The organism is Streptomyces sp. GL_141 (assembly GCF_057834385.1).
In genome coordinates, this window is sequence record NZ_CM174402.1 from 2,618,448 (window position 1) to 2,640,741 (window position 22,294).

General features: G+C 69.3%; 24 protein-coding genes. 4 read left to right on the plus strand and 20 right to left on the minus strand.

Annotation, left to right across the window (positions count from 1 at the left end; translation table 11 throughout):
* Positions 1-71: 71 nt before the first annotated feature.
* Together AC3IX6_RS10980 and AC3IX6_RS10985 are read right to left on the minus strand one after the other, a co-directional pair.
* Entirely contained in the window at positions 72-395 is a 324-nt protein-coding gene (locus AC3IX6_RS10980; RefSeq protein WP_243336243.1) for an STAS domain-containing protein, read from the minus strand.
* A 159-nt stretch (positions 396-554) separates the two neighbouring features.
* Positions 555-1,403 (minus strand): 3-hydroxyacyl-CoA dehydrogenase family protein, encoded by an 849-nt coding sequence (locus AC3IX6_RS10985; protein ID WP_422524746.1) that lies wholly within the window; start codon positions 1,401-1,403, stop codon positions 555-557.
* A gap of 198 nt (positions 1,404-1,601) precedes the next feature.
* Here AC3IX6_RS10985 and AC3IX6_RS10990 point away from each other — a divergent pair, with 198 nt between their 5' ends.
* Complete coding sequence (locus tag AC3IX6_RS10990; protein WP_489369974.1) at positions 1,602-2,174, plus strand: cob(I)yrinic acid a,c-diamide adenosyltransferase; 573 nt, start codon at positions 1,602-1,604, stop codon at positions 2,172-2,174.
* Between the two features lie 71 nt (positions 2,175-2,245).
* Here AC3IX6_RS10990 and AC3IX6_RS10995 read toward each other — a convergent pair whose 3' ends face one another.
* Positions 2,246-2,806, minus strand: coding sequence for a hypothetical protein (locus AC3IX6_RS10995; RefSeq protein ID WP_489369975.1), 561 nt, complete (start codon positions 2,804-2,806; stop codon positions 2,246-2,248).
* Positions 2,807-2,984: 178 nt separating this feature from the next.
* Between AC3IX6_RS10995 and AC3IX6_RS11000 the strand changes: the two genes are divergently transcribed.
* From AC3IX6_RS11000 to AC3IX6_RS11010, 3 genes are all read left to right on the plus strand, one after another.
* Complete coding sequence (locus tag AC3IX6_RS11000; RefSeq protein ID WP_489369976.1) at positions 2,985-4,196, plus strand: sensor histidine kinase; 1,212 nt, start codon at positions 2,985-2,987, stop codon at positions 4,194-4,196.
* Positions 4,193-4,834 carry a response regulator gene (locus tag AC3IX6_RS11005; protein ID WP_489369977.1) on the plus strand — a complete coding sequence of 214 codons (642 nt, stop codon included), beginning with the start codon at positions 4,193-4,195 and terminating at the stop codon, positions 4,832-4,834. Before AC3IX6_RS11000 ends, AC3IX6_RS11005 begins: the two co-directional genes overlap by 4 nt.
* 202 nt (positions 4,835-5,036) lie before the next feature.
* A complete protein-coding gene (locus AC3IX6_RS11010) occupies positions 5,037-6,884 on the plus strand; it encodes a glycosyl hydrolase family 18 protein (protein WP_489369978.1) in 1,848 nt (615 codons plus the stop codon).
* 124 nt (positions 6,885-7,008) lie between these two features.
* Here AC3IX6_RS11010 and AC3IX6_RS11015 read toward each other — a convergent pair whose 3' ends face one another.
* From AC3IX6_RS11015 to rpmE, 17 genes are all read right to left on the minus strand, one after another.
* Positions 7,009-7,458 carry a DUF2550 domain-containing protein gene (locus tag AC3IX6_RS11015; RefSeq protein ID WP_243336234.1) on the minus strand — a complete coding sequence of 150 codons (450 nt, stop codon included), beginning with the start codon at positions 7,456-7,458 and terminating at the stop codon, positions 7,009-7,011.
* A 155-nt stretch (positions 7,459-7,613) separates the two neighbouring features.
* A complete protein-coding gene (locus tag AC3IX6_RS11020) occupies positions 7,614-7,988 on the minus strand; it encodes a F0F1 ATP synthase subunit epsilon (RefSeq protein ID WP_243336233.1) in 375 nt (124 codons plus the stop codon).
* Positions 7,989-8,117: 129 nt separating this feature from the next.
* Positions 8,118-9,560 carry a F0F1 ATP synthase subunit beta gene (gene atpD, locus AC3IX6_RS11025; RefSeq protein WP_327254965.1) on the minus strand — a complete coding sequence of 481 codons (1,443 nt, stop codon included), beginning with the start codon at positions 9,558-9,560 and terminating at the stop codon, positions 8,118-8,120.
* Positions 9,560-10,477: a F0F1 ATP synthase subunit gamma gene (locus tag AC3IX6_RS11030; protein ID WP_489369979.1), complete on the minus strand. Its 918-nt coding sequence runs from the start codon at positions 10,475-10,477 to the stop codon at positions 9,560-9,562. Before AC3IX6_RS11030 ends, atpD begins: the two co-directional genes overlap by 1 nt.
* Positions 10,478-10,497: 20 nt before the next feature.
* Positions 10,498-12,093, minus strand: coding sequence for a F0F1 ATP synthase subunit alpha (gene atpA, locus AC3IX6_RS11035; protein WP_243336230.1), 1,596 nt, complete (start codon positions 12,091-12,093; stop codon positions 10,498-10,500).
* A 130-nt stretch (positions 12,094-12,223) separates the two neighbouring features.
* Positions 12,224-13,039 carry a F0F1 ATP synthase subunit delta gene (locus AC3IX6_RS11040; RefSeq protein WP_389435440.1) on the minus strand — a complete coding sequence of 272 codons (816 nt, stop codon included), beginning with the start codon at positions 13,037-13,039 and terminating at the stop codon, positions 12,224-12,226.
* Positions 13,036-13,578: a F0F1 ATP synthase subunit B gene (locus AC3IX6_RS11045; protein ID WP_403712847.1), complete on the minus strand. Its 543-nt coding sequence runs from the start codon at positions 13,576-13,578 to the stop codon at positions 13,036-13,038. Before AC3IX6_RS11045 ends, AC3IX6_RS11040 begins: the two co-directional genes overlap by 4 nt.
* A 42-nt stretch (positions 13,579-13,620) precedes the next feature.
* Positions 13,621-13,854, minus strand: a complete 234-nt coding sequence (gene atpE, locus AC3IX6_RS11050) for an ATP synthase F0 subunit C (protein WP_073773063.1) — start codon at positions 13,852-13,854, stop codon at positions 13,621-13,623.
* A gap of 81 nt (positions 13,855-13,935) precedes the next feature.
* Positions 13,936-14,745, minus strand: coding sequence for a F0F1 ATP synthase subunit A (gene atpB, locus AC3IX6_RS11055; protein WP_489371406.1), 810 nt, complete (start codon positions 14,743-14,745; stop codon positions 13,936-13,938).
* Between the two features lie 241 nt (positions 14,746-14,986).
* Positions 14,987-15,424: a Cg1360 family ATP-synthase-associated protein gene (locus tag AC3IX6_RS11060; RefSeq protein WP_266955159.1), complete on the minus strand. Its 438-nt coding sequence runs from the start codon at positions 15,422-15,424 to the stop codon at positions 14,987-14,989.
* Between the two features lie 275 nt (positions 15,425-15,699).
* Positions 15,700-17,034 (minus strand): MraY family glycosyltransferase, encoded by a 1,335-nt coding sequence (locus AC3IX6_RS11065; RefSeq protein ID WP_489371407.1) that lies wholly within the window; start codon positions 17,032-17,034, stop codon positions 15,700-15,702.
* A gap of 104 nt (positions 17,035-17,138) precedes the next feature.
* A complete protein-coding gene (gene glyA, locus AC3IX6_RS11070) occupies positions 17,139-18,371 on the minus strand; it encodes a serine hydroxymethyltransferase (RefSeq protein ID WP_489369980.1) in 1,233 nt (410 codons plus the stop codon).
* 80 nt (positions 18,372-18,451) lie between these two features.
* Positions 18,452-19,084: an arsenate reductase/protein-tyrosine-phosphatase family protein gene (locus AC3IX6_RS11075; protein ID WP_266881145.1), complete on the minus strand. Its 633-nt coding sequence runs from the start codon at positions 19,082-19,084 to the stop codon at positions 18,452-18,454.
* The gene (locus AC3IX6_RS11080) at positions 19,081-19,728 is read right to left on the minus strand and encodes an L-threonylcarbamoyladenylate synthase (RefSeq protein ID WP_134071127.1); all 648 of its coding nucleotides are present in this window, start codon (positions 19,726-19,728) and stop codon (positions 19,081-19,083) included. The genes AC3IX6_RS11075 and AC3IX6_RS11080 overlap by 4 nt, the downstream gene beginning before the upstream one ends.
* A gap of 73 nt (positions 19,729-19,801) precedes the next feature.
* A complete protein-coding gene (gene prmC / locus AC3IX6_RS11085) occupies positions 19,802-20,647 on the minus strand; it encodes a peptide chain release factor N(5)-glutamine methyltransferase (RefSeq protein ID WP_385369193.1) in 846 nt (281 codons plus the stop codon).
* A 67-nt stretch (positions 20,648-20,714) separates the two neighbouring features.
* A complete protein-coding gene (gene prfA, locus AC3IX6_RS11090; protein WP_266881142.1) occupies positions 20,715-21,794 on the minus strand; it encodes a peptide chain release factor 1 in 1,080 nt (359 codons plus the stop codon).
* A 114-nt stretch (positions 21,795-21,908) separates the two neighbouring features.
* Positions 21,909-22,124: a 50S ribosomal protein L31 gene (gene rpmE / locus AC3IX6_RS11095; RefSeq protein WP_112448418.1), complete on the minus strand. Its 216-nt coding sequence runs from the start codon at positions 22,122-22,124 to the stop codon at positions 21,909-21,911.
* Between the last annotated feature and the right edge of the window lie 170 nt (positions 22,125-22,294).

Consider the following 22,294-nt stretch of genomic DNA (forward strand, 5'->3'; position numbering starts at 1 on the left):
GGACCGTTACGTTTGCGCGGGCCCTGTGGAGCGGCCCTCCACACGCGGCGCGCGCACCGGTGTAACGGGCGTCACGCGCGCGGCAGGGACTCCGCTTCCAGGCCGCCCTCGATCGCGAGGATCCGGTGCAGCCGGGTGGCCACGAGCAGCCGCTGCATCTGCGGCGGGACGCCGCGCAGGACGAGCCGCCGGCCGGTCCGGCCGGCCCGGCGGTGGGCGCCCATGATCACGCCGAGGCCGGTCGCGTCCCAGGAGTCGAGCCCGGTGAGGTCCAGCACGAGGTCGCCGTGACCGTCGTCCAGGGCGGTGTGCAGGACCGTACGGGCGTCCGCCGCGCTGCGCACGTCGAGGCGACCCCCGACAGCGAGTTCGGCGTGGTCGCCCCTGATGTGCATGTGTACTCCCGGCAGCGCGGTACTGATTGCTTATGGTCCGACTGGTCCGTGGTCGGCAACTCTCACTGCAACTGACTGCCTCAGGGGCAGGGAAGTTGCCGACCGTGAGCGAACCGATACCTAATTCACCCTGTGGGGTGCAGGCCTTCGAACTGGTGCTCAGTGCTTGTAGAAGCCCTGACCGCTCTTGCGGCCGATGTCGCCCGCGTCGACCATGCGGCGCATCAGCTCCGGCGGCGCGAACTTCTCGTCCTGGGATTCCGTGTAGATGTTGCTGGTGGCGTGCAGCAGGATGTCGACGCCGGTGAGGTCCGCGGTGGCCAGCGGGCCCATCGCGTGCCCGAAGCCGAGCTTGCAGGCGATGTCGATGTCCTCGGCCGACGCGACGCCCGATTCGTACAGTTTCGCCGCTTCGACGACCAGTGCCGAAATGAGACGGGTCGTCACGAATCCGGCGACGTCGCGGTTGACGACGATGCAGGTCTTGCCGACCGACTCGGCGAACGCCCGGGTGGTGGCGAGGGTTTCGTCGCTCGTCTTGTAGCCGCGCACGAGCTCGCACAGCTGCATCATCGGGACCGGCGAGAAGAAGTGCGCGCCGACGACCCGCTCCGGACGCTCCGTCACGGCCGCGATCTTGGTGATCGGGATGGCGGAGGTGTTGGAGGCGAGGATCGCGTCCTCGCGCACGAGCTTGTCGAGCGCACGGAAGATCTCGTGCTTGACCTCGAGCTTCTCGAAGACGGCCTCGACGACGATGTCGGCGTCGGAGACCGCTTCCAGCTCGGTGGTCGTGGTGATGCGGGCGAGCGCCGCCTCGGCGTCCTCGGCCGTCAGCTTGCCCTTGGAGACGAAGCGGTCGTACGAGGCCTTGATCCCGTCGGTGCCACGCGTCAGCGCGGCGTCGGTGACATCGCGCAGCACGACGTCCCAACCCGCCTGAGCGGAGACCTGCGCGATTCCGGAACCCATCAGTCCGGCACCGATGACGGCAAGCTTCCCAGCCACTGCACACCCCACGTTCTTCAAATAGGACACGGCCTCGGATACGGCACAGCCTCGTTCGTTCTCCGGCGGAGACTAGCGTCCGGGAGGGGCGGAGTGACCGCGAAGTAACACGCGTCACGTCTCAGATGACGGACATCACACCGGGACGGCCCAGCAGTGCGACAGGGGGCCGTAGTTGACCCGCACTAGGGTGGCGGCATGGTGAACCTCACGCGCATCTACACCCGCACCGGCGACAAGGGCACGACCGCCCTCGGCGACATGAGCCGCACGGCCAAGACCGATCTGCGGATCTCGGCGTACGCCGACGCCAACGAGGCCAACGCGGCCATCGGGACGGCCATCGCACTCGGTTCGCTGCCCGCCGATGTCGTGAAGGTCCTGATCCGTGTGCAGAACGACCTGTTCGACGTGGGCGCCGACCTCTGCACCCCGGTCGTGGAGAACCCCGAGTACCCGCCGCTGCGCGTCGAGCAGTTCTACGTGGACAAGCTGGAGGCCGACTGCGACCTCTTCAACGACGAGCTGGAGAAGCTCCGCAGCTTCATCCTCCCCGGTGGCACCCCCGGCGCGGCCCTCCTGCACCAGGCCTGCACGGTGGTCCGGCGCGCCGAGCGCTCCACGTGGGCGGCCCTGGAGGCGCACGGCGAGGTCATGAACCCGCTGACGGCCACCTACCTCAACCGCCTCTCCGACCTCCTCTTCATCCTGGCCCGCACGGCCAACAAGGAGGTCGGCGACGTCCTGTGGGTCCCCGGCGGCGAGCGCTAGCCCGCAGCCGGGGACCCGGTCGGCCGGTGGACCGGTCCACCCGTCCACCGGTCCGCTAGTCCACCGGTCCGCTAGTCCACGGAACCCCGCAGGCCGGATGCGGCCGGTGCCCGCTTCGGCCACACGGTGTAGGTGACGGCGATCAGGGTGTGGATGCCGACCACCCGCAGGGCCGTGAGCTGCCAGCCGCGCAGCACCTCGGTGTCGCCCGAAGCACCGACGTACCAGATCGCGGCCTGCAGCAGGCCGGCCGCGACGGCCGCCGCGATGACGGTCCGCGCGACGAGCTTCCACTCGTGGACGGCCCGCGCCGCGCCGTAGCCGGCGCCGGCCGGCTTCGGGCCCCCGGCCAGCCGGTACGCGGCGTGGCCGTCGAGCCAGCGCACGGTGTAGTGCCCGTAGGCGACGGTGTAGCCGAGGTACAGCGCGGCGAGCCCGTGCTTCCAGTCCGGTTCGGCGCCGCCGCGCAGGTCCACCGCGGTGGCCGCCAGCAGTGCCAGCTCCAGGAGCGGCTCGCACAGCAGGACGGCCGCGCCGGTCTTGGGCATCTTCGCGAGGTAGCGCAGGGCCAGGCCGCCGGCCAGCAGGACCCAGAAGCCGACTTCACAGGCGATGATCAGGGTGACGAGCACGGGAGTCTCCGTTCCTGCGGTGGGGGGATGCCTCCAGCTTCCCGCCCGGTTCGCACCGTTTCCTCGTCGCCGATGACGAATGCCGGGGCGGCCGCCTGCATCCTTCGATGTACGGGCCCGTCCGAAAAGCAGCCGCGATGGCGACGCCCGGCCCCGCCGCAGCCTGTTGGATGGTCCCGTGACCCTCCAGATCCCTCCACCGCACCGCGACGACGTCCTGCTCGCCGTGGTCAGCGTGGCCGCCGGCCTGCTCCTGTGGTCGCTCGGGGTGCACAGCTCCCCCACCCGGGACCTGTTCCCGGCCTGGGCGGCCCTGGTCCCGCTCCTCGTCCTCGGCGCGATGGAGCTGCTGCGCCGCAGCATGCCCCGGGTGACCCTGGCGGTCGGCACCGCGGGGCTGATCGCCGACCAGTTCACGGTGGGAAATCTGGCCACGGTCCTGATCTTCACCGACCTGATGTACGCGGCCGTGGTCTACGGCAAACCGGCCATGGCCCGCCGCCTCCCGGTCCAGACCGGCCTGATCACCGTCGCCGTCACCATCGCCGCCGTGGCCTGGCTGCGCACCCCGCAGGCGCTGCTGATCGGCGTGGTCACCGGCATCGTGAGCTTCGGCCCGGCACTGACCGGAGCCACCCTGCGCAACCACCGGGAGGCCGCCGTGGCCGCCCGGCTGCGCGCCGAGCAGACCGCGCTGCTGGCCGAGATGGACCGGGCGCAGGCGGTCGTCGCCGAGCGGGCCCGGATGGCCCGCGAACTGCACGACATGGTGGCGAACCACCTCTCCGCCATCGCCATCCACTCCACCGCCGCGCTCTCCATCGACTCCCCCGCCACCAGCCGCGAGGCGCTCGGGGTGATCCGGGAGAACAGCGTGCAGGGGCTCGCCGAGATGCGCCGCCTGATCGGGCTGCTGCGGGACGCGGGCGCCGGGCAGGAAGCCGTCGCCACGCCCTCGCTGGACGGGCTGGACGCCCTGCTGGAGCAGGCCCGGACGAACGGGGCCGCGAGCGGGCTGGACTTCGTACTCCTCGACGACCGGCCGTCCGGGGAGCCGCTGCCCGCCCCGGTGGAGCTGGCGGCGTACCGGATCGTCCAGGAGTCGCTGACCAACGCCCTCAAGCACGCCGCTCCGGGCACGGTCACCGTCCGCCTGACCCGCGACCGCCCCGCGGACGGGGGCCGGGCCGGCGGCGGCGCGCTGCGCGTCGCGGTCGACTCCCCCTACGGGGAACGCCCCGGCCCCCGCGCGCCCGGCTCCGGCGCCGGCCTGATCGGCATGCGCGAGCGGACGGAACTGCTGGGCGGGGCATTCGAAGCGGGCCGCGCGGACGCGGTCTGGCGGGTCCGGGCGACGCTGCCCGTGGAAGAAGAGGCGGTACGGACGTGACGATCAGGGTCGTGGTGGCGGAGGACCAGAGCGCGGTACGGGCCGGGCTGGTCCTGATCCTGCGCAGCGCCGGCGACATCGAGGTGGCGGGCGAGGCCGCGGACGGGGAGGAGGCCGTGCGCCTGGCCCGCGAGCTGCGGCCCGACCTGGTGCTCATGGACGTGCAGATGCCGCGCCTGGACGGGGTCTCGGCGACCCGCCAGGTGGTCGCGGAGGGGTTGGCCGACGTCCTCGTGCTCACCACCTTCGACCTGGACGAGTACGTCTTCGGCGCGCTGCGCGCGGGCGCGTCGGGCTTCCTGCTGAAGGACGCGGACGCGGCGGAGCTGATCGGGGCGGTACGGACCGTCGCGCGCGGGGAGGGCCTGATCGCCCCGGCGGTGACCCGCCGGCTGATCGCGGAGTTCGCGGACCCGCGGCCCGTACGGGTCCCCGTTCCGGCGACGGTGGAGTCGCTGACCCCGCGCGAGCGGGAGGTGCTGGGGTGCCTGGGCCAGGGTCTGTCGAACGCGGAGATCGCGGTGCGCCTGGAGATGGCGGAGGCGACGGCGAAGACCCACGTCAGCCGGGTGCTGGCCAAACTGGAACTGCGCAGTCGGGTCCAAGCGGCGGTACTGGCCCAGGAGTTGGGGCTCTAGCCGGATCCGGCCGGAAATACATCCGAGGTTGCCCCAGGAGGTCTGGACCTCTTGACGGTTGGTCCAGACCTTTCTACTCTCACGCACAACTGTGGTGAGCGTGCCATGACAAAACGTCACACGGCGCGCTCACGGGCGGCGCAGGTCCCACCCCCATGCAGCGGCCGTCCCCACGGCCGCTGCGGACCTCGGAGGAGCACCCTTGAGCACAGCACCCCCACGACGCGCACCGCTGTTTCGAAGAGTCGCGGCCGCACTGGCCGTCCTCACCCTGCCCCTCGCGGGACTGGTGGCCATCGCCGGTCCCGCCGAGGCGGCCGCCTCGGCCACCGCGACGTACACCAAGGTCTCCGACTGGGGCTCCGGCTTCGAGGGCAAGTGGACGGTGAAGAACACCGGCACGACCACCCTCAGCAGCTGGACCGTGGAGTGGGACTACCCGGCCGGCACCGCCGTCACCTCCGCCTGGGACGCCACCGTCACCAGCGCGGGCACCCACTGGACCGGCAAGAACGTCGGCTGGAACGGCACCCTCGCCCCGGGTGCCACCGTCAGCTTCGGCTTCAACGGCACGGGCTCCGGCGCCCCCAGCGGCTGCAAGATCAACGGCGGCACCTGCGACGGCGGCACCACTCCCACCGACAACCCGCCCGGCGCCCCCGGCACCCCCACGGCCAGCGGCGTCACCGACACCGGGCTGACCCTCGGCTGGGCCGCGGCCACCGACGACAAGGGCATCAAGAACTACGACGTGTTCCGCGGCGGCGCCAAGATCGCCACCGTCACCAGCCCGTCGTACACCGACTCGGGCCTGACCAAGGGCACGTCCTACACCTACACGGTCACCGCCCGCGACACCATCGACCAGACCGGCCCCTCCTCCAGCCCCCTCACGGTGACCACCACCGGCGGAGTCGTCGATCCCCCGCCGACGGGCGGCCCGGTCAAGCTCGGCTACTTCACGAACTGGGGCGTCTACCAGCGCAACTACCACGTGAAGAACCTGGTCACCTCCGGCACCGCCGCGAAGATCACGCACATCAACTACGCCTTCGGCAACGTCCAGGGCGGCAAGTGCACGATCGGTGACGCCTACGCCGACTACCAGAAGACCTACGACGCGGGCTCCAGCGTGTCCGGCACCGCCGACACCTGGGACCAGCCGGTCGCGGGCAACTTCAACCAGCTGCGCCAGCTGAAGAAGAAGTACCCGAACATCAAGGTGCTCTACTCCTTCGGCGGCTGGACCTGGTCCGGCGGCTTCGGTCAGGCCGCCGCGAACCCGGCCGCCTTCGCCCAGTCCTGCTACGACCTGGTCGAGGACCCGCGCTGGGCCGACGTCTTCGACGGCATCGACATCGACTGGGAGTACCCGAACGCCTGCGGCCTGTCCTGCGACACCAGCGGGGCCGCCTCCCTGAAGAACGTCCTCTCCGCGCTGCGCACGAAGTTCGGCAGCAGCAACCTGGTCACCGCCGCCATCTCCGCCGACGGCTCCAACGGCGGCAAGCTCGACGCGGCCGACTACGCGGGCGCCGCCCAGTACGTCGACTTCTACAACGTCATGACCTACGACTTCTTCGGCGCGTGGGCGGCCCAGGGCCCGACGGCCCCGCACTCCCCGCTCACCTCGTACTCCGGCATCCCGATCGCCGGCTTCAACTCCGAGGCCGCCATCACCAAGCTCAAGGGCAAGGGCATCGCCGGCTCGAAGCTCAACCTCGGCATCGGCTTCTACGGCCGCGGCTGGACCGGCGTCACCCAGGCCGCCCCCGGCGGCACCGCCACCGGCCCGGCTCCGGGCACCTACGAGCAGGGCATCGAGGACTACAAGGTCCTCAAGAGCAGCTGCCCGTCGACCGGCACCATCGCGGGCACGGCGTACGCCAAGTGCGGCAGCAACTGGTGGAGCTACGACACCCCCGCCACCATCGCCTCGAAGATGACCTGGACGAAGCAGCAGGGCCTCAAGGGAGCCTTCTACTGGGAGTTCAGCGGCGACACCGCCAACGGCGAACTGGCCAACGCGGTCCACGCCGGCCTCTCGTAACCCCTGACAGCTCGGCCCGGTGAAAGACGAAGCCGGGGAGACGGGTCCGCCCCCGTCTCCCCGGCTTCTGTTTCTTTCACGCGCCGGACTCCGTCCGGCGGTGGCTGGTCGGCGACGCCGGGCCTCAGGCCACGTTCACCCGCTGGCCGGGCGGAGCCGCCTCCAGCCAGGCCAGGAAACCGGTCAGCGCGTCATCGCTCATCGCCAGCTCCAGGCGGGTGCCGCGATGCGCGCAGCACAGTACGACGGCGTCGGAGAGCAGGGCCAGCTCCTCCTCGCCCTCGGGCGCACGGCGGGCGATGACCTCGATGGAGGACCGCTCCAGCAGCCGGCGCGGCCGCGGGGAGTAGCTGAAGACACGGAACCAGTCGATGCGGTCACCGCTGTAGCGCGCGACCCCGTACACCCAGCCCTTGCCGGAGACGTCCGGTTCCTCGGACACGCCCCAGCGCATGCTGCAGTCGAAGGTGCCGCCGGAGCGCTGGATCAGCCTGCGGCGCAGACCGAACACAAACAGCCCGATCACCACCAGGGCCACGACGACCAGGCCGCTCACAAGCAGAGCGAGGAGCATCTTTCACCGACCTCCTCGCTCATCGAAGAACCCAAAACGACAGCGTTCCTGCCAGACGGAGTCTGGAGGACCTGCATCGCCTCAGCCGCGACCCGGTCCGGAAAATTCCGGAACAGGCCGCGGCTGAGGTGTGAAACTCTTACCAGTACCGGGGCTCAGCGCCCCGAAACCGCGCGCAGCCGGACATCGGCGCGACGCTCGGAGACCGAGTCGGTCTCCGCCTTCGCGCGCTCCAGTGCCCGCTCCGCCCGCTCGACATCGATCTCGTCGGCAAGCTCGGCGATCTCGGCCAGCAGCGACAACTTGTTGTCCGCGAACGAGATGAATCCGCCGTGCACCGCGGCGACAACAGTGTTGCCCCCGACGGTACGGATGGTCACCGGGCCCGATTCCAGCACACCGAGAAGCGGCTGGTGACCGGGCATGACGCCGATGTCGCCGGACGTGGTGCGGGCGACAACCAGGGTGGCCTCGCCGGACCAGACATTCCGGTCCGCCGCGACCAGCTCGACGTGCAGCTCAGCAGCCATGGTGGCTCCTCGGGTCACCACCCGGCGGAATGGCCGGGTGTTGGGTCAAATTCTAATGGGCGTGAGGAGAGGGACGGGACACACCCGCCCCTCTCCGTCATTCAGCTGTGCTCACGGATGAGCGCGGCTTCAGGAGACGCCCAGCTCCTTGGCGTTGGCCTTGAGGTCCTCAATGCCACCGCACAGGAAGAACGCCTGCTCGGGGAAGTGGTCGTAGTCTCCGTCGCAGATCGCGTTGAAGGCAACGATGGACTCCTCGAGCGGAACGTCCGAACCGTCGACGCCGGTGAACTGCTTGGCGACGTGCGTGTTCTGCGACAGGAAGCGCTCGACACGACGGGCACGGTGGACAACGAGCTTGTCCTCCTCGCCCAGCTCGTCGATACCGAGGATCGCGATGATGTCCTGGAGGTCCTTGTACTTCTGCAGGATCCCCTTGACGCGCATCGCCGTGGCGTAGTGGTCCGCCGCGATGTACCGCGGGTCGAGGATGCGGGACGTCGAGTCCAGCGGGTCCACGGCCGGGTAGATGCCCTTCTCGGAGATCGGACGGGAAAGAACCGTCGTCGCGTCGAGGTGGGCGAAGGTGGTGGCCGGCGCCGGGTCGGTCAGGTCGTCCGCGGGGACGTAGATCGCCTGCATCGAGGTGATCGAGTGACCGCGGGTCGACGTGATGCGCTCCTGCAGCAGACCCATCTCGTCAGCCAGGTTCGGCTGGTAACCCACGGCGGACGGCATGCGGCCCAGAAGGGTCGACACCTCCGAACCGGCCTGGGTGTAACGGAAGATGTTGTCGATGAAGAAGAGCACGTCCTGCTTCTGCACATCGCGGAAGTACTCCGCCATGGTCAGACCGGCAAGGGCGACGCGCAGACGGGTGCCCGGGGGCTCGTCCATCTGGCCGAAGACGAGCGCCGTCTTGTCGATGACGCCGGACTCGGCCATTTCCTCGATGAGGTCGTTGCCCTCACGGGTACGCTCACCGACGCCCGCGAAGACCGACACACCGTCGTGGTTGTTGGCGACGCGGTAGATCATTTCCTGGATCAGAACGGTCTTGCCGACACCGGCACCACCGAACAGACCGATCTTTCCACCCTTGACGTACGGGGTGAGAAGGTCGATGACCTTGACGCCGGTCTCGAACATCTCGGTCTTCGACTCGAGCTCGTCGAAGCGGGGCGCCTTGCGGTGGATCGGCCAGCGCTCGGTGACGTTGGCGTTCTCCTCCGGGTAGTTCAGCACCTCACCGAGGGTGTTGAACACCTTGCCCTTGGTGAAGTCACCGACGGGGACGGTGATGCCCTCGCCCGTGTTGACCACGGTGGCCTGGCGGACCAGACCGTCGGTGGGCTGCATGGAGATGGTGCGGACCAGGCCGTCACCCAGGTGCTGGGCGACTTCCAGGGTCAGCGTCTTCAGCTCGCCGTCCTGGGCCGGGTCGGCCACCTGGACCTTCAGCGCGTTGTAGATCTCGGGCATCGCGTCGACGGGGAACTCCACGTCGACGACCGGGCCGATGACCCGGGCGACGCGGCCCGTGGCGGCGGCCGTCTCAACAGTGGTCGTCATTACTTGTCACTCCCCGCGGTCGCGTCTGCCATGGCGCTGGCGCCACCGACGATCTCGCTGATTTCCTGGGTGATTTCGGCCTGGCGGGCCGCGTTGGCAAGCCGGGAGAGGCTCTTGATGAGATCCCCGGCGTTGTCGGTGGCCGACTTCATCGCGCGGCGGCGGGCGGCGTGCTCGGAAGCGGCCGACTGCAGCAGTGCGTTGTAGATGCGGCTCTCGACGTAGCGCGGCAGGAGGGCGTCGAGGACGTCCTCCGCCGACGGCTCGAAGTCGAACAGCGGAAGGATCTCGCCCTTCGCGCCGGTCTCCTCTTCGACCTTGTCAAGGCTGAGCGGCAGCATCCGGCCGTCCACCGCGTTCTGCGTCATCATCGACACGAATTCCGTGTAGACGATGTGCAGCTCGTCGACGCCGCCCTCGGCCGTAACCGTCTGGATGGCCTCGATCAGCGGCGCCGCGACGCGCTTGGCGTCGGCGTAGGCCGGGCTGTCGGTGAAGCCGGTCCACGACTCCGCGACCTTGCGCTCGCGGAACCCGTAGTAGGCGACACCCTTACGGCCGACGATGTACGTGTCGACCTCCTTGCCCTCGCCGCGCAGCCGCTCGGAGAGCCGCTCCGCCTGCTTGATGGCGTTCGAGGAGTAGCCGCCGGCCAGACCGCGGTCGCTCGTGATGAGCAGGACCGCGGCACGCGTCGGCGCCTCGACCTCGGTCGTCAGGGCGTGCTTGGTGTTCGAACCGGTCGCCACCGCGGTCACCGCACGGGTGAGCTCGGTCGCGTACGGCATCGATGCCGCCACCTTGCGCTGCGCCTTGACGATGCGCGAGGCGGCGATCATTTCCATCGCCTTGGTGATCTTCTTGGTCGCCGTGACGGCACGGATGCGACGCTTGTAGACCCGGAGCTGCGCTCCCATGAGTCAGGTCCCTTCCGTCGTCACTTGGAGACGTTGACGGCCGGCGCGTCCTCGCCGAGGAGCTTGCCGTCCGAGGTCTCGAACTGCCGCTTGAAGGCGGCAATGGCGTCCGCGATGGAGGACAGGGTGTCGTCCGACATCTTGCCGCCGTCCGCGATGGAGGTGAGGAGCTCCTTGCGCTCGAGGCGCAGGTGGTCCAGCAGCTCCGACTCGAAGCGACGGATGTCGTTGACCGGGACGTCGTCCATCTTGCCGGTGGTGCCGGCCCAGACGGAGACGACCTGCTCCTCGACGGGCATCGGCTGGTACTGGCCCTGCTTCAGCAGCTCCACCAGACGCTTGCCGCGCTCCAGCGAGGCCTTCGAGGCGGCGTCCAGGTCGGAACCGAAGGCGGCGAACGCCTCCAGCTCACGGTACTGGGCGAGGTCCAGGCGCAGACGGCCGGAAACCTGCTTCATGGCCTTGTGCTGGGCCGAGCCACCGACGCGGGAGACCGAGATACCGACGTTCAGCGCCGGGCGCTGGCCCGCGTTGAACAGGTCGGACTCAAGGAAGCACTGGCCGTCGGTGATGGAGATGACGTTGGTCGGGATGAACGCCGACACGTCGTTCGCCTTGGTCTCGACGATCGGCAGACCGGTCATCGAACCGGCACCCATGTCGTCGGAGAGCTTGGCGCAGCGCTCCAGCAGACGGGAGTGCAAGTAGAAGACGTCGCCCGGGTAGGCCTCGCGGCCCGGCGGACGGCGCAGCAGCAGCGACACGGCGCGGTAGGCGTCGGCCTGCTTCGACAGATCGTCGAAGATGATCAGGACGTGCTTGCCGGCGTACATCCAGTGCTGGCCGATGGCCGAACCGGTGTACGGCGCCAGGTACTTGAAGCCGGCCGGGTCGGACGCCGGGGCGGCGACGATCGTCGTGTACTCGAGCGCACCGGCGTCTTCCAGGGCGCCGCGAACGGACGCGATGGTCGAGCCCTTCTGGCCGATGGCGACGTAGATGCAGCGAACCTGCTTGTTCACGTCGCCCGAGCGCCAGTTGTCGCGCTGGTTGATGATCGTGTCGACGGCCAGAGCGGTCTTGCCGGTCTGACGGTCACCGATGATCAGCTGACGCTGACCACGGCCGACCGGCACCATCGCGTCGATGGCCTTGTAGCCGGTCTGCATCGGCTCGTGGACCGACTTGCGGACCATGACGCCGGGGGCCTGCAGCTCGAGGGCGCGGCGGCCCTCGGTCGCAATCTCGCCGAGGCCGTCGATCGGGTTGCCGAGCGGGTCGACAACGCGGCCGAGGTAACCCTCGCCGACGCCGACGGAGAGCACCTCACCGGTGCGCTGCACCGGCTGGCCCTCCTCGATACCGCTGAACTCGCCGAGTACGACGGCGCCGATCTCGCGCTCGTCGAGGTTCAGGGCGAGACCAAGGGTTCCGTCCTCGAACTTCAGCAGCTCGTTCGCCATGGCGGAGGGCAGGCCCTCCACCTTCGCGATGCCGTCGCCGGCAACGCTGACCGTCCCGACCTCCTCGCGCGAGGCCGCGTCCGGCTGGTACGACTGGACAAAGTTCTCCAGTGCGTCCCGGATCTCCTCCGGCCGGATCGTGAGCTCCGCCATCTGGGTTCCCTGCTCTCCTTGTTGGGCCTGAAGCTTCTTAGGGGTCTGGGGGCGACCCCCAGGAATCTTCTGCAAGTTCTGCACGGCCCAACCGGGCCGCTAGGAATGCTTCGTACTAATTTGTGGCTGGTCAGCCGGCCATGCGGCGCGACGCCTCGGCGATGCGGTCCGCGATGGTGCCGTCGATGACCTCGTCGCCGACCCGCACCGAGATCCCGCCGAGGACCGTGGGGTCCACGTCGAGGTTCAGGTGCATCGGGCGGCCGTACAGCTTGGCCAGCACCGCGCCGAGACGCTGCTTCTGGACGTCGCTGAGCGGAACCGCGGTGGTCACGGTGGCGACCATGCGGCCACGACGCTCGGCGGCGACCTTCGAAAGGGACTCGAGGCCCGCTTCCAGGCTACGTCCACGCGGGTGCGTGACGAGACGCGTGACCAGCCGCTCGGTGACGGCGTTCGCCTTGCCGCCGAGCAGGCTGCGGAGCAGCTGGCTCTTGGCGGCGGCGGTGGCCGACCGGTCGGTCAGTGCTGCGCGCAGCTCGGTGTTCGAGGTGACGATCCGGCCGAAGCGGAACAGCTCGTCCTCGACGTCGTCGAGGCCGCCGGCGGCCTGGGCCGCCGTGAGGTCGGCGGTGGCCGCCAGGACCTCGAGCGAATCCACCAGGTCACGGGACTGCGACCAGCGGGACCGGACCATGCCGGACACCAGGTCGAGGGTTTCCCCGCCCACCTGGCCGCCGAGCAGACGACCGGCCAGCTCGGCCTTGGCCTCGCCGGACTGCGCCGGGTCCGTGATGACCCGACGCAGCGAGACCTCACGGTCGAGCAGCGCGGTGACGGCCGCCAGCTCGCCGGCGAGCTTCGCCGCATCGACGGACGTGTTGTCCGTCAGCGCGTCGAGACGCTCGCGGGCGGTGGCCAGCGCGTCGCGGCTCGCTCCGTTCATCGGGCGGCCTCGGCCTTCTCCTCAAGCTCGCTGAGGAAACGGTCGATCGTGCGGCTCTGCCGGGCGTGGTCCTCGAGGGACTCGCCGACAAGCTTTCCGGCCAGGTCGGTCGCCAGCTTGCCGACGTCCTGACGGAGGGCGGAAGAGGCGGCCTTGCGGTCAGCCGCGATCTGGGCGTGACCGGCAGCGATGATCTCCTCACGCTGCCGCTGGCCCTCTGCGCGAAGTTCTTCCTTCAGCGCAGTGCCCTGCTCCAGAGCATCCTGGCGCAGGCGAGCGGCCTCGTGCCGGGCTTCGGCGAGCTGGGCCTTGTACTGCTCCAGAACGCTCTGAGCCTCGGTCTGAGCGGCCTCAGCCTTTTCGATACCGCCTTCGATGGCCTCGCGGCGCTCGTCCAGAACCTTGTTGATGTTCGGGAGGAGCTTCTTCGCAAGGAAACCGAAGACGATGACGAAGGCGATCAGACCGATGACGAGCTCGGGGATCGGCGGAACGAGGGGGCTGTTCGGCTCCTCGGCCGCGAGAACCAGGAGGTTCACATCAGTGCCTTTCGTCGATTCGGACTAGTCGTTGGGTTCGTCTTAGTAGACGAACGGCATGACCAGACCGATGAGGGCGAGCGCCTCACAGAAGGCGAAGCCGAGGATCTGGTTGGCGCGGATCAGACCGGCAGCCTCGGGCTGACGGGCAAGAGCCTGGGTGCCGTTACCGAAGATGATGCCGACGCCGACGCCCGGGCCGATGGCCGCGAGACCGTAGCCGACAGAGCTGAGCGAGCCGGTGACGCCTTCGGTGGCAGCGAGGATCTGGGACATGCCAGTTCTTCCTTCTCTTTCATGGACCGGTGGGGGTTGGCCACCGGACGATTCGGGGGGATTGCAGGAGCGAGCAGTCGCTCAGTGGTGCTCGGCGAGCGCGCCCTGCAGGAAGCTGCAGGCCAGGAGGACGAAGACGTACGCCTGGACAGCCTGGATGAAGAGTTCGAACGCGGTCATCACGATGACCATGACGAACGAGACGCCCGCGTAAGCGATGCCGATCCCGTTCAGCAGGTACCAGCTGGCGATGGTGAACAGCAGCAGCAGGGTGTGACCAGCGAACATGTTCGCGAAGAGTCGGACCGCGTGGGTGAACGGGCGGACCAGGACGTTCGAGAAGAACTCGATCACCATGACCAGCGGCAGAACCGGGCCGAGCGACTTGTCGTAGCCGGTCAGGTTCTTGAAGCCGCCCACGAAACCGTGGCGCTTGAAGGTCACCGACATCCACATCACGTAGATGATGAGGGCGAGGCCGGCCGGGTACGCGATGACGGCGGTCACCGGGAACTGGGCGAGCGGCACGATCGACCACAGGTTCATGATCCAGACGAAGAAGAACGTCGCGACCATGAAGGGGACGTACTTCTCGCCTTCCTTCTTACCGAGCGTCTCGTAGACGATGCCGCGGCGTACGAAGTCGTAGCCCGCTTCGGCGACCATCTGCAGCTTGCCCGGGACGACCTTCGGCTTCCGGAACGCGGCCCAGAAGAAGCCGACGATGATGATCGAGCCCAGCAGGGCGAGCAGCATCGTCTTGTTGAAGTACAGGTTGCTGTCGCCGTCACCGAAGAGCGGCTCGAACAGGAACGAGTACAGGGTCGGGCCCGGGAAGCCGCAGCCAGTCCCGTCTTCGAAATGACAGTTCAATTCGAAGGCGAGCGTCATGTCAGCAGCACTCACCGCAGGGCTCCTTCAGCGTGGCGCATAGGTACGGCAACCTCGTTGTGTCGGCGCGGCGTGCAGCCGCGGTTCGGCACTGGACAGGTATTACGGATGGTGGGGCGACAGTCAGGCATCGAGCCTCGCGATGGAACAGGCGTCAGCTCAGATGCCCGCGCCCGCAATGCCGCAGTTGAAACCGGACGATAGCAGCATCCCGAACGCGCACTTATTCCGCCCCTACCCCTCACGACTTCTGACCCGAATTTCCGGGCTTGTCGCCCTTCATCGAATCCGGTTCGACGTAGAGGATCTTGGCCTTCATATGAGCACGCGCCTGTGCGCCGATCCACACGAGGGTGGTGGCGACGAGCGTGATCGCGAAGGCCTTGGGGTTGAACAGCGTCGTGTTCTTGAACACGGCGAGAAAGACGAAGAGCAACAGGATCTGGGCCGTGTAGAGCATGAGCCCCATGGCCTGGAACAGGTGCGGAAGCGATTTCGCCGTGCGCTGCAGTACGAGGAATCCGATGCCCATGAACAGCATCACCACGACCGTCGCGACGACGGCGCCCACGGCCCCCTTGCCACCGGCGACGATCCCACTGATGACGGCGGCGAGAGCGCCGGCGACGGCCGTGGGAACGGCGGATTGCAGGAGGGATCGGACGTCATCTGACCGCATGGCGGTTTGCTCCGCGTGGTGGTGGGGGCACAGGGACTCGTACAGGACGAGCGTAAGCCCGGTCCGAGAGGGAACCTCGGGCCAATGGACCGTCGCACTACGGTCCTTCGACTCTGTCGCCGGGTTTAGTGAACGGTATCACAAAGTATTTGATGAGAGCTTTACTCGGAGGGTGTGCGGACTGTCACACATGAGAGTGACCCTGCGCGTGTGTGCGCGACAGTCAAGTGGCTTGTCTGGTAAAGGGCGTTCATGTCCGACATGCGCGCCGGACGTCAGCGAGTGGACCCGGCCTTACGCCGGTCGGGGAAGCGCGAACGGGGGCCGATGGCGGTCGCCCCGTTGACGCCGGACACACCCGCCGCGATCGGCCGGACGGGCTCCGGCTCCGCTGCCGAGTCGTCCTGCAGGGCCGCCTCGGCCGCCCGTTCCGCGTGCCGGTAGCGCGGCGGGACCAGCCGCTCCGCCCAGCGCGGGGCCCGCGGGGTGAAGCGCGGCAGCAGGAGGAGGAGCAGGCCTACGGCGCTCAGCCCGGAGATGGCCAGCACGATCCACATCGAGGCGGAATGCACCGAATAGGCCACCGTGCCGAAGGCGATCAATCCTGACCAGAAATACATGATGAGCACGGCCCGGCTGTGCGAATGCCCGAGCTCCAGGAGCCGGTGGTGGAGGTGTCCGCGGTCCGCGGCGAAGGGCGACTGGCCCTTCCAGGTGCGCCGCACGATGGCGAGGACCAGGTCCGTCATCGGAATCGCGATGATCGTGAGCGGCAGGATCAGCGGAATGAAGACCGGCAGCATCGCGTGGGTCGCGTTGCGCTCGCCGCCGACGAACAGCGCCATGGCGTCCGGGTCCACCTGTCCGGTGACGGAGATGGCGGCGGCGGCCAGCACCAGGCCGATGAGCATCGAGCCGGAGTCGCCCATGAAGATGCGGGCGGGGTGCATGTTGTGCGGCAGGAAGCCGAGGCACATGCCCATCAGGATGGCGGCGAAGAGGGTCGCGGGCGCGGCCGCCTCGATCCCGTAGCCGAACCAGATCCGGTAGGCGTAGAGGAAGAACGCACAGGTCGCGATGCAGACCATGCCGGCGGCGAGGCCGTCGAGGCCGTCCACGAAGTTCACCGCGTTGATGGTGATCACCACGAGGGCCACGGTGAGCAGGTTGCCCTGCCAGGGGGTGAGCGAGACCGAGCCGACTCCGGGGACCGGGATCCACAGGATGGTCAGGCCCTGCATGCACATCACGCCGGCGGAGATCATCTGGGCGCCGAGCTTGATCAGGGCGTCGAGCTCGAACTTGTCGTCGAGTACGCCGACCAGCCAGATCAGGGCCGCCCCGGAGAGCAGGGCCCGCGGCTCGTTCGACAGCTCGAAGACGCCGTTGAGGTTCTGCAGGTGGTCCGCGACGAGCAGGCCGGCACACAGTCCGCCGAACATCGCGATGCCGCCGAGCCGCGGTGTGGGCTCCCGGTGCACGTCGCGTGCGCGGATCTCGGGCATCGCTCCCACGGCGATCGCGAACTTCCGCACGGGCCCGGTGAGTAGATAAGTCACCGCGACCGTGACGCAAAGCGTCAGCAGATATTCACGCACGGGCTGCCCCAGATGTATCGCCGGCCATCTCAGCCCCACACACTAGCTGCGATGTACTCACTCCCGGGGACGCGCAGGGGCGGTATCCCGGTTGCGGTACGTCGGTCTTGCCCTGCTTAAACCCCATACGGCGGAAAACTTACCACCAGCTCGTTGACGTCCCTACGGATCTTCGCGGGCTCCCCGCCGGTCAGCGCGGCCGTGAACAGCGCGGCGATCCGGCCCATCTCCGCCTCCCCCATGCCCTGCGTGGTCACCGCCGCGGTGCCGAGGCGGATCCCGCGCTGGTCGCCGTACGGAAGGGCACAGGTGTCCAGCACGATGCCGGCGGCGGCCAGCCGGCCCCGGGCGCCCGCGCCGTCCACGCCCAGCGGTGCGGGGTCGGCGGTGATCAGGTGGGTGTCGGTCCCCCCGGTCGTGATCGCGAACCCGCGGGCGGCGAGCGCGTCGGCCAGGGCGCGGCCGTTGGCGACCACCCGGTGCGCGTAGGAGGTGAAGGCGGGCCCGGCGGCCTCGCCGAAGGCCACGGCCTTGGCGGCGATGCTGTGCATCTGCGGGCCGCCCTGCGTGAAGGGGAACACCGCCCGGTCGATCCGCTCCGCGAACTCGGCCCCGCACAGGATCATCCCGCCGCGCGGACCCCGGAGCACCTTGTGGGTGGTGGCCACCACGATGTCGGCGTAGGGCACGGGGCTGGGCGCGGCCCCGCCGGCCACGAGTCCGATGGGGTGGGCGGCGTCGGCGATCAGGAAGGCCCCGACCTCGTCGGCGATCTCGCGGAACACGGAGTACTCGGGGTGCCGCGGATAGGAGATGGACCCGCACACGATGGCCTTGGGCCGGTGCTCGTGCGCGAGCCGCTGCACCTGGGTGTAGTCGATGAGCCCCGTCTCGGCGTCCACTCCGTACCCGACGAAGTCGAACCAGCGCCCGGAGAAGTTCGCGGGCGAGCCATGGGTGAGGTGTCCCCCGGAGGTGAGCGCCATGGCCAGCACGGTGTCCCCGGGCCGCAGCAGCGCAGCGTACGCGGCGAGCACGGCGGCCGATCCGGAGTGCGGCTGCACGTTCGCGTGCTCGGCGCCGAAGAGGGCGCGGGCCCGCTCGACGGCGATCTGCTCGGCGAGGTCGGCGTACTCGCAGCCGCCGTGGTGGCGGGCGCCGGGATAGCCCTCGGCGTACTTGTTGGCGAGTGCCGATCCGAGTGCGGTGAGCACGGCGGCCGAGGTGAAGTTCTCGGCGGCGATCAGCTGCAGCCCGGTCGCCTGTCGCTGCCGCTCCCCGTCGAGGACGTCGGCCATCTGCGGATCCTGCTGCCGCAGCAGGTCCAGGGGCTGGGTGATGACGCTCATGGCGCGACTCCAGGGGGGTACCGCATACCGGGTACCAGCCACTGTAGGCCGCCCCTGCGCATCCCGCCCTGCGGCACCCGTCAGCGGGAAGCGGTGACGCCCGTCAGGGCCGTGACCACGGGGTCCAGCGCCTGGTTGATCTCGTCGCCGATCGAGCGGAAGAAGGTGATCGGCGCCCCGTACGGGTCGTACACCTCATCGGCGTCCGGCGAGGGGGCCAGCAGCCACCCCCGCAACGCGGCGGCCGCCCGAACCAGCGCCCGGGCCCGCTCCACCATTCCGTCTTCCAGCGGCGGCAGGGTCGCGGGGTCTATCGCCCGGACCAGCCGGGTGAACTCCTTCAGCGTGAAGGTGCGCAGACCCGCCGAATGCCCCATCGAGATCACCTGGGCACGGTGGTCGCGGGTGGCGGTCAGGACCAGGTCCGCGCGTATGACGTGCTCGTCCAGGAGTTCCCGCCCGGTGAATCCGGAGGCATCCGCTCCGAAGTCGGCCAGCACGGCGGCCGCGTTGGCCTCCATGGGCGCGCCCTCGTGGCCCCAGGTGCCCGCGCTCTCCACGATCAGGTCGCCGGTGACGGGGCCGCCGAGCCGGTGGGACAGCGCGTGCCGCGTCAGCCGCTCGGTGATGGGCGAGCGGCACACGTTGCCGGTGCTGACGTGGAGTATGCGGAAGGTGCTGTCCCCGGCTATGCCACGCCCCTCAGGGCTCACGGGGCCACCTCGAGGTCGGGCACGACCTCCCGCAGCTGCTCGGCGGTCAGGGCCCCCTCGCGCAGCAGGACGGGCACCTTCCCGGTGACGTCGACGATCGACGAGGGCAGGGTGCTCGGGGTCGGCCCGCCGTCCAGGTACACGGACACGGAGTCGCCGAGCATCTCGCGCGCCGCGTCGCAGTCCTCGGGCGCCGGGTGTCCGGTCAAGTTCGCCGAGGACACCGCCATCGGGCCGACCTCGGTCAGCAGCTCGATCGCGACGGGGTGCAGGGGCATGCGTACGGCCACGGTCCCGCCGGTCTCGCCCAGGTCCCACGCCAGCGAGGGCTGGTGCTTGGCGACGAGCGTCAGGCCGCCCGGCCAGAAGGCGTCGACGAGCTCCCACGCCTGTTCGGAGAAGTCGGTGACCAGGCCGTGCAGGGTGTTCGGGGAGCCGATGAGGACGGGGGTGGGCATGTTGCGGCCGCGCCCCTTGGCGGCGAGCAGGTCGCCGACGGCCTCCGCGCTGAAGGCGTCCGCGCCGATCCCGTACAGGGTGTCGGTGGGCAGCACGACGAGCTCGCCGCGGCGTACGGCGGAGGCGGCTTCACGCAGGCCCGTCTTGCGGTCCGTCGCGTCGTTGCAGTCGTATCGCCGGGCCATCAGCGGGCCTCCTCGTGCGGCAGGGGGGTGGCGGGAATGCGCGCGGCGACTGCGCCGGTCAGGGCAGGGCCGGTCACGGCATGGCCTTGCGGGCGGTAGCGAAGCGCGGGCGGTTGTTGAGGTCGGGGTGGTCCGCGGCGTCGGCCCAGCCCCGCTCCTCGGCGAAGATCCACGGGACCTGTCCGCCCTGGGTGTCGGCGTGCTCGACGACGACGATGCCGCCGGGCCGCAGCAGCCGGTGGGCGGTGCGCTCGATGCCTCGGATGGTGTCCAGGCCGTCCTCGCCGGAGAACAGCGCCATCTCGGGGTCGTGGTCGCGGGCCTCGGGTGCCACGTACTCCCACTCGGTGAGCGGGATGTACGGCGGGTTGGAGATGACCAGGTCGACCTGTCCGTCCAGCTCGGGCAGCGCGCTGAGCGCGTTGCCCTGGTGGACGGTGACCCGGGAGCCCTCGGCGTTCTTACGGGTCCACTGGAGGGCGTCCTCGGACAGCTCGACGGCGTGCACGCGCGAGCGCGGCACCTCCTGCGCCATGGCGAGCGCGATGGCGCCGGAGCCGGTGCAGAGGTCCACGATCAGCGGTTCCACGACGTCCATCGCCCGGACGGCCTGTATGGCCCAGTCCACGACCGACTCGGTCTCGGGCCGGGGCACGAAGACCCCGGGCCCGACCTGGAGCTCCAGGTAGCGGAAGAAGGCGCGGCCGGTGATGTGCTGGAGCGGCTCGCGCGCCTCGCGGCGGGCGACGGCCTCCCAGTAGCGGGCGTCGAAGTCCGCGTCCTTGACGTGGTGGAGTTCCCCCCGCTTGACGCCGTGCACGAAGGCCGCGAGCTCCTCCGCGTCGAAACGCGGTGAGGGCACGCCGGCGGCGGCCAGCCGCTGGGTGGCCTGGGCCACCTCGGCAAGCAGCAAGTTCACGCTGGTCCTCCGGGCTGCTGTCGTACGGGGGGTGGTGCGGGGGTCCTGCGGGGTCCTGCGAGAGGGCTCAGTGCGCGGACGCGAGCTTCGCGGCGGAGTCCGTGTCGACACAGGCCTGGATGACCGGGTCGAGGTCTCCGTCGAGCACCTGGTCCAAGTTGTACGCCTTGAAGCCCGTCCGGTGGTCCGAGATCCGGTTTTCCGGGTAGTTGTACGTACGGATCTTCTCGGAGCGGTCCACGGAGCGCACCTGGCTGCGGCGCACGTCGGAGGCCTCCTGCTCGGCGGCTTCCTGGGCGGCGGCCAGCAGGCGCGAGCGCAGGATGCGCATCGCCTGCTCCTTGTTCTGGAGCTGGCTCTTCTCGTTCTGGCAGGAGGCGACCACACCGGTCGGGATGTGCGTGATGCGCACGGCCGAGTCGGTGGTGTTGACGGACTGGCCGCCGGGGCCCGAGGAGCGGTACACGTCGATGCGGAGGTCGTTCATGTTGACCTCGACCTCCACCTCCTCGGCTTCCGGGGTGACGAGCACGCCGGCGGCGGAGGTGTGGATGCGGCCCTGGGACTCGGTGGCCGGCACGCGCTGGACGCGGTGCACGCCGCCCTCGTACTTCAGACGGGCCCAGACGCCCTGGCCGGGCTCGGTGGCGCCGTTGCCGCCCTTGGTGCGGACGGAGACCTGGACGTCCTTGTAGCCGCCGAGCTCGGACTCGGTGGCGTCGATGATCTCGGTCTTCCAGCCCACGCGCTCGGCGTAGCGCAGGTACATGCGGAGCAGGTCGCCGGCGAACAGGGCCGACTCGTCGCCGCCCGCACCCGCCTTGACCTCCAGGAGCACGTCCTTGTCGTCGCTGGGGTCGCGGGGAACGAGCAGCAGGCGGAGCTTCTCGGTGAGCTCTTCGCGCTGTGCGGTCAGTTCCTTGACCTCTGCCACGAAGTCCGGGTCGTCTGCCGCGAACTCCTTCGCCGTCTCGATGTCCTCGGCGGACTGCTTCCAGGCACGGAAGGTCGCGACGATCGGGGTCAGCTCCGCGTAGCGCTTGTTCAGCTTGCGCGCGTTGGCCTGATCCGAGTGGACCGAAGGGTCGGCGAGCTTCTTCTCAAGATCGGCGTGCTCGCCGATCAGTTCCTCGACCGCCTCGAACATCGGGGGCTCCTGAAGATGGTGAATGTGAAGAAAAGGGCTGCGGGACGAGAAAGGCGCCGGTCCGGCTGCCCCCGTGCGAACAGGGTGCAGCCGGGATCCGGCGCCTGAGGCTCGCTACTTCTGTGCAGCCTTGCCGAAGCGGGCCTCGAAGCGGGCCACGCGGCCACCGGTGTCGAGGATCTTCTGCTTGCCCGTGTAGAACGGGTGGCACTCGGAGCAGACCTCGGCTCGGATGGAGCCTTCGGTCAGGGTGCTACGGGTGGTGAACGACGCGCCACAGGTGCAGCTGACCTGGGTCTCGACGTACTGGGGGTGAACATCGCGCTTCAAGGTGTCTCCTAGATTCGGGAGGGCACCGGGTCGCAGGAGCCGAATTGCGCGCTGCGTGAACCGGGGCCGACAGACCAGTCTGCCAGGACCGGGCTGCCTGTCAAAATTCTGAGGACGCCTCCCTCAACGGCAGGGGTCCGGCATCTATTCCACGGCCCGGCGGAACCCGT

Coding starts and splice junctions, on each gene's coding strand:
- atpB (WP_489371406.1), bottom strand. CDS start 14,745: ATGACGCTCGCCTTCGAATTGAACTGTCATTTCGAAGACGGGACTGGC.
- AC3IX6_RS11020 (WP_243336233.1), bottom strand. CDS start 7,988: ATGGCTGCTGAGCTGCACGTCGAGCTGGTCGCGGCGGACCGGAATGTC.
- atpE (WP_073773063.1), bottom strand. CDS start 13,854: ATGTCCCAGATCCTCGCTGCCACCGAAGGCGTCACCGGCTCGCTCAGC.
- AC3IX6_RS11030 (WP_489369979.1), bottom strand. CDS start 10,477: ATGGGAGCGCAGCTCCGGGTCTACAAGCGTCGCATCCGTGCCGTCACG.
- AC3IX6_RS11040 (WP_389435440.1), bottom strand. CDS start 13,039: ATGAACGGAGCGAGCCGCGACGCGCTGGCCACCGCCCGCGAGCGTCTC.
- prfA (WP_266881142.1), bottom strand. CDS start 21,794: ATGTTCGAGGCGGTCGAGGAACTGATCGGCGAGCACGCCGATCTTGAG.
- atpA (WP_243336230.1), bottom strand. CDS start 12,093: ATGGCGGAGCTCACGATCCGGCCGGAGGAGATCCGGGACGCACTGGAG.
- glyA (WP_489369980.1), bottom strand. CDS start 18,371: ATGAGCGTCATCACCCAGCCCCTGGACCTGCTGCGGCAGCAGGATCCG.
- AC3IX6_RS10990 (WP_489369974.1), top strand. CDS start 1,602: ATGGTGAACCTCACGCGCATCTACACCCGCACCGGCGACAAGGGCACG.
- atpD (WP_327254965.1), bottom strand. CDS start 9,560: ATGACGACCACTGTTGAGACGGCCGCCGCCACGGGCCGCGTCGCCCGG.
- AC3IX6_RS11015 (WP_243336234.1), bottom strand. CDS start 7,458: ATGCTCCTCGCTCTGCTTGTGAGCGGCCTGGTCGTCGTGGCCCTGGTG.
- AC3IX6_RS11060 (WP_266955159.1), bottom strand. CDS start 15,424: ATGCGGTCAGATGACGTCCGATCCCTCCTGCAATCCGCCGTTCCCACG.
- AC3IX6_RS10980 (WP_243336243.1), bottom strand. CDS start 395: ATGCACATCAGGGGCGACCACGCCGAACTCGCTGTCGGGGGTCGCCTC.
- AC3IX6_RS11080 (WP_134071127.1), bottom strand. CDS start 19,728: ATGGCCCGGCGATACGACTGCAACGACGCGACGGACCGCAAGACGGGC.